Source organism: uncultured Microscilla sp., assembly GCF_947493425.1.
Lineage (GTDB): Bacteria > Bacteroidota > Bacteroidia > Cytophagales > Microscillaceae > Microscilla.
In genome coordinates, this window is sequence record NZ_CANLRP010000285.1 from 1 (window position 1) to 5,768 (window position 5,768).

The 5,768-nt window shown below is 39.9% G+C and carries 7 protein-coding genes; 3 read left to right on the forward strand and 4 right to left on the reverse strand.

The window, feature by feature from the left end; translation table 11 throughout:
• Positions 1-166 precede the first annotated feature (166 nt).
• A complete protein-coding gene (cobC, locus tag Q0954_RS32405; RefSeq protein ID WP_299465670.1) occupies positions 167-748 on the reverse strand; it encodes an alpha-ribazole phosphatase in 582 nt (193 codons plus the stop codon).
• A 99-nt stretch (positions 749-847) separates the two neighbouring features.
• Here cobC and Q0954_RS32410 point away from each other — a divergent pair, with 99 nt between their 5' ends.
• Positions 848-1,594, forward strand: a complete 747-nt coding sequence (locus Q0954_RS32410; RefSeq protein WP_299465673.1) for a class I SAM-dependent methyltransferase — start codon at positions 848-850, stop codon at positions 1,592-1,594.
• A gap of 58 nt (positions 1,595-1,652) precedes the next feature.
• On the opposite strand, the gene Q0954_RS32415 is transcribed toward Q0954_RS32410, so the two are convergent.
• Positions 1,653-1,934: a hypothetical protein gene (locus Q0954_RS32415; RefSeq protein WP_299465676.1), complete on the reverse strand. Its 282-nt coding sequence runs from the start codon at positions 1,932-1,934 to the stop codon at positions 1,653-1,655.
• A 231-nt stretch (positions 1,935-2,165) separates the two neighbouring features.
• Positions 2,166-2,927, reverse strand: coding sequence for a hypothetical protein (locus Q0954_RS32420; RefSeq protein ID WP_299465679.1), 762 nt, complete (start codon positions 2,925-2,927; stop codon positions 2,166-2,168).
• 272 nt (positions 2,928-3,199) lie between these two features.
• On the opposite strand from Q0954_RS32420, the gene corA reads away from it, so the two are divergent.
• On the forward strand, positions 3,200-4,186 hold the full coding sequence (corA, locus tag Q0954_RS32425) for a magnesium/cobalt transporter CorA (RefSeq protein WP_299465683.1): 987 nt from the start codon (positions 3,200-3,202) through the stop codon (positions 4,184-4,186).
• Positions 4,187-4,421: 235 nt separating this feature from the next.
• Here the strand turns inward: corA and Q0954_RS32430 are convergent, their stop codons facing one another.
• Positions 4,422-5,027 (reverse strand): DinB family protein, encoded by a 606-nt coding sequence (locus tag Q0954_RS32430; RefSeq protein ID WP_299465686.1) that lies wholly within the window; start codon positions 5,025-5,027, stop codon positions 4,422-4,424.
• A gap of 516 nt (positions 5,028-5,543) precedes the next feature.
• Here Q0954_RS32430 and Q0954_RS32435 point away from each other — a divergent pair.
• Positions 5,544-5,768, forward strand: a 225-nt coding sequence (locus Q0954_RS32435; RefSeq protein WP_299465689.1) for a hypothetical protein, incomplete at its 3' end; no start/stop codon positions are given.

Here is a 5,768-nt window from a genome sequence, read left to right on the forward strand (position 1 = left end):
GTCTACGGACTCCCAACTCTGGACTAAATTACGAATGAGCGCAAAGCGACACTAAAAAACTATGGTCTACGGACTCCCAACTCTGGACTAAATTACGAATGGCTTCGCCCAATTCGTAATTCTCAAACTCGTAATTCCAAATGGACTCTGGACTAAATTACTATCTTTAATGATTAAAATATACTACTTTAGATAAGCCCTTATGATGAGAGAGCTTAGAGATGGTGCCGTAGTGAAGGTCTAGTCTAAAGGCGTTTTTTAGGGGAATGTCTAACACCTGACAAAGCAAGGTACGAATAACCCCACTATGAGTGCTTACAATCACTTTTTCGTCATTGGTTTGTAGCAAGTCTTCCCAAAAGTTCACCACCCTTGCTTGTACGTCCAAAAAACACTCGCCTTCAGGCACTCGGTAGTTTACAAAGTCATTCATCCATGGGGTAAGCGTTTCTTGAGGTATATCGTTCCAGGCAGTTTGTTCCCACACCCCAAAATTCATTTCCATCAACCTATCGTCTACCTTCAGCTCATTGCCCAAAGTTGCCGCCAAATCGGTGGCAAGTAGATGACAACGCTTGAGCGGGCTGGTATATACAGGGGTTTGTGTGTTGTATTGCCCTTGCAGCAGGTGCTTTATTCTGTCTCTTTCGTTTGGGTAGTCTTCGGTTACATCCAAATCGGCTTGCCCATAAGCAATGCCTTTGGCTATTTTTGGGGTGGTATGTCTTACCAGCCAGATTTCTTTCATGTGTTTCGGCTTTTGGGTACAAGATGAAAGAAATCTGGGAGCGTTCAAAAAATAGACTTCTAATTTTTTGACTAACAAACTCATAGCATAACTAAAACTTTGTTAAAGCACCTGGAACTAAAACCTAACAAGCAGGGTTGCAAGGGTAATAAAATTACCATGACCAACAAAAACAAAGGGATGAAGAAAGAATTTACCCAAACAGATTTAGCAAACTTAGCCAACCAATTGAGTTGCCCAAGCGGAACTAGTGGAATTGAAGTGGGCAATAAAATGCACCAAACCAATATTAGTATGACCATGAAGGCATTAGAGGCTGCTCAAACACTTGACAATCATACAGTGTTAGAATTGGGGCATGGCAATGCCGCTCATTTGGAGCAAATATTAGCTACAGCTCAAGGTGTGACTTATCATGGGTTAGACGTGTCGGAGACGATGTATGAGCAGGCACAGAAGCTCAATCAGGAGTTTGTAGAAGCTCAAAGAGCTAAGTTTTCGTTGTATGATGGAACGAACATTCCGTATGATGTGGCTACTTTCGATAAAATTATTACAGTGAATACCATTTATTTTTGGCAGCAACCTGCCCAATTGGTGCGAGAGCTTTATCGGGTGTTAAAGCCCCAGGGAAGCCTGAGCATTGCTTTTGCACAAAAAAGCTCTATGGAAAGCCTGCCTTTTACCAAGTATGAGTTTGCATTGTATGATACTGATACAGTAATACAGCTACTTGAAAAAGAAATGTTTCGTATAGTGAATGTGGTAGATCAATACGAACAGATAAATAGCAAAATAGAAGGACTGAATGAGCGTGACTTTACGGTAGTTACTGCGCAAAAATAAAAAATTAATAAAAAGGGGAATATCACTATTGTGGAGTTCCCCTTTATCGATGATTTGGTTATTGTTTCATGTGAATTTGTAAAATCCAGGTTTTGTTATACAAAATACACCTGATATTGGCATAAGGAATGGTGAGTGTATACTCGGTACCATTGCCACGGGTGTCGTTGCCTGTAATTTGTGGCGATGATGATAAATAGGTAAACTTGGCACTGCTTGGCTTGATAGAAAAAAAGTTTTGAGAAGCTTTGGCGTTGCCGTATGCTTTCATGATGGTCAGGTGCTTGATGCCTGACAAGTTTACTTTGCTTAAGATGGTTTGAGTATCGGCTTTGGTCATTTGAGCGTAAGACTATGTACCAAAAGGGCAACACACGCGAAGATACAGATAAATTTTTTCATAATATTTGTTAATGGTGTGGGTGACTATAGATAAATGTTACTTTGCAAAGGTAAGTAGTTTACTCTTCTGATTTTTGGGCAAATTCACCAAGGAGTGGTTTTACTGCCTCAAATTACGTTTTGGCTTTATGAGTCAGTGTTTTAGGGCAGTATTGAATGTGACTGGCTTTTAAACCTTTTTGATAAATCGGATAATTTCCACAATGTTATCTATAAACTTACCATCTTCGTTGAGCTGAGCTACAGCGTGGCGTGTTTCTTCAGACAAACGCTTGTGTGCCTGTTCGTTGTCGGTATTGAGCACTTTTAGCGCTTGTTCCAGTGCTGTCAAAAGCGTAAAAACTTGGGTCAATTGTTGATTTTGATCTTCTTGTTGCTTGGTAGTTTCCTCGTCAAAATATTTTAAATCTTCCTGCAATCTGTTTACATCATTTCTTAGAGTATACACGTCTTCGCGTGGATAAGATACCTCGTGCCGTAAGTTCGACAGTCGCTCAGAGATGTATTCATACGCTCGAATGGCGGGGCGTAGCAAGGTAAAAAGTAAGGTAGCCCCCGCGCCAAAATATCCCACAATACTTATTTTAAAATAGGACAAAGCATACAAGGCTATAGCCGACACCAGGTGCAAGCCAATGGCAAGCCATAGCGAACGGCGCTCTACTTTACGCGCATAGCTTAACTCTTGATCGTCTACTTCAATGTTACGCTCTTTAGATCGGCGTGCTTCCTGAAGTACTGTTTTTGCCTCAAAGTGCAGATTCCAGGGTACAGTTACAATCACTACCAACCACATAGCCGCCCCAATGCCTATAGCCCAGTCAATAAAGCTACCCGGAGGAGTAGACAGCCAATGAAGCAAGCTGTAAATAACCAGTGCTACAACGCCCACAATGATTGCGGCACTCAATATTTTGCCTATATGTTTCATAAACTAATTCACTTAGGTTTGGTTGTGATTCTAATCTACCGATTATTAGTGAGTTTTGCTAACAAATAAGCCGTAATAGTACCAGTCCTTTTAGAAACGATTTTTTGGGAAAAATGAATAAATTACGGACTTTGATAAACAAAGCCAACGCTAAATTAATTACCTTTCGGGCATTTTGTTTTACACCTTGCCTTGGTACGGTGAGTATTAAGAAAACAGGCAATTAACTCAATGTTATTTTGCTCTCTGATGAACTTTAAAGACAAGCAACAATGAATGATCCACATATACAACTTATCAGCTACAATCAGCAAAACCAAAAGCATACCCCAGCTTTAGAAGCAAGCCTGGTAGCCTCTCAGTTGATAGAAGGTCAAGTGAACTGGGTAGATGTTGTTGGACTGGACGCAATAGAACAACTTCGTCCTGTATCAGAGCATTTTGGTTTACATAGCCTTACCCACGAAGATATTCACGATGTAGAGATTATGCCTAAGCTGGAATTTTTTGAGAATTATACCCTGGTGATATTGCCTATTTTTGCCTACGATGTTGAATTGAAGCGTTTTCAACCTCATAATATTAGCCTGGTTTTTGGCAAAAACTATTTGCTCAGTTTTCACCGACAGCCATCTACAGTTTTTCAGCCTATCATCGACCGTATTGTGCAAGGCTTGGGCAGGGTAAGAAAAAAAGGTGCTGATTACTTATTGTACTTGTTGATGCAAGCCGTGCTCAACCACAACGAACAAGTACTGGAGGAGTTTAGAGAAGACCTGGAAGAGATGGAAGAGAGCCTTATTCTTGATGTAGACGAAGAGTCGGTCAAAGAAATTGTTTTCTTTAAAAAAGAGTTGAGTAAATTCAGAAAAATACTGTTTCCGGTAAAGGATTTGGCAAACCGCCTCAAGCAAGATGACTTGTTATTGGTTGATAAAAAGAACTTGGTCTTTTTCAGACATTTGCACGAACAAGTGCTGGAAATGGAGCATACCTACCAAAACTTTAAGGACATATTGGCTCATTTTATGGATTTATATATATCGGGGCTGAGCCAAAACATGAACAAGATCATGAAAACCCTGACTCTGATTACCACCATTTTTATCCCCATGAGTTTTATTGCGGGGTTTTATGGGATGAATTTTAAGCACATGCCCGAACTCAACTACCCTTGGGCTTATCCAGTAGCCATTGTTGTGATGCTTAGCTGTGGTTTGGGTATGTATTTTTATATGAGAAAGCGTAAGTGGGTTTAGCCTATAGCCCCCACAGGGGCAAGTCCTTAGATGCCGATGCATATCGGTGCTTCAAGCGACAAGCCGCAAGTCCTTAGATACCGATGAAGATCGGTGCTACGCCCTCCGTTGAGCTCATCACAACAAGCTGCTGTAGATTCGGTTTACAGGTAACCACACTTTTCTATCACGTTGATTTTTAGTGGCTTATAAAAAAACAAGCCTTGAGCAACAAGTGATGTAGCCCCCACAGCATCTAAGAACTTGCCCTGTTGGGCCTTTTCACGAGCCTTTTTGCCTCCAGTACCTTTTGGGCTTGCATGAGGTGGCGTTGGTTATGTACGGTGATAAATTGCAATGCATCGCCTAGCTTGAACCGTAAAACTGCGCCAATAACAGAGGTTACTTTTACTTTTTGCAAATTTACCTGAGCTGCCCGGTCGGTTTGTTCAATAAAGTTTTTTACATGGATTATAAACTCCTCACATACTTTAGGATTGCGTTCGGGTAGCTTGCTTGCGTCAAGGCTTTTAAAAGTTTTTACCCGGCGCTTGGGCTGCCCCGATTCGTCTAGCCGGAACGAGTTGGTAAACTTTTTTCCTATCCAACCCGGTTGAAACTCGGTGGTGGGTGCCCAGCCTTTGGCAATGCCCTGGTCAATGCCTGTAGTGATTTTGGGCATATAGCTTCTAAAAGTAATGTTCAAATGTTCAAGACACTCGCCCACACTCCATTTATTGGGGGCAGGTTTCCAATACAATATATCTTCGTTGAGTGCACCAAAACTGTTTTGGGCAACTTGTATAATTTCCTGGTTGTCTTTTTTTACCTGGGCGAGCAATTGTGCGCAGTTTATTTTCATAGGTATCAAGGTTTGTTGTTGAATGATGCAAAGGTAAGCGAAGCCTTTCATATCTCACTTGATGTAGATCAAGAACTTCCTTACTTTTTGTAATAGTATCTAGGAGCCCTCTGTCTTGAGGCAGCGATGGCAGGTGGGTAGATCATAATTTTAATTATAAAACTAAATAAAAAATTTTGGAAAATAAGGGCAGGGGAGTAGGTGAATCGTGATTTTTTTTTGACGTATTTCTTCAGCATCCGTTACGGGTAAAAAAATAATGAATTCTATTAAATTGACTGTCGGCATCTGTATTCTTCTGTGATAACGCCGGTTATAAATTAGAATATGTGCTTCTTTATAAAAAGTTGTTATCATGGAGTTAAAATCAAAGCATAAAACAAGTTTTATAAATTTTATTGGTGTCTTTATATTCGTAGTATCTATCTCATTAGTTGCCATATTTACAACGGAGGTTAGCATAGCTTTTATAGCAGTTTTTGCTATACCGATTCTTTTTTTATCTTCAGATCTTGGATGAATATCATCGAAGTTTATTCAGACAAAATTATCTTTATCAATGCAATGTCTTTTTCTAACAGGCGTATTGATATTTCAATTGATGATATTGAATACATAGAAATTAAAAGCCCCCCTAAAGTAATAATAGCTGATATTTATTATAAAAATACCTTCTGTATAAAATCTAGTGATGACAATTTAAATGACCATTATGAGGCTAAATATGTACTCATTATCTAC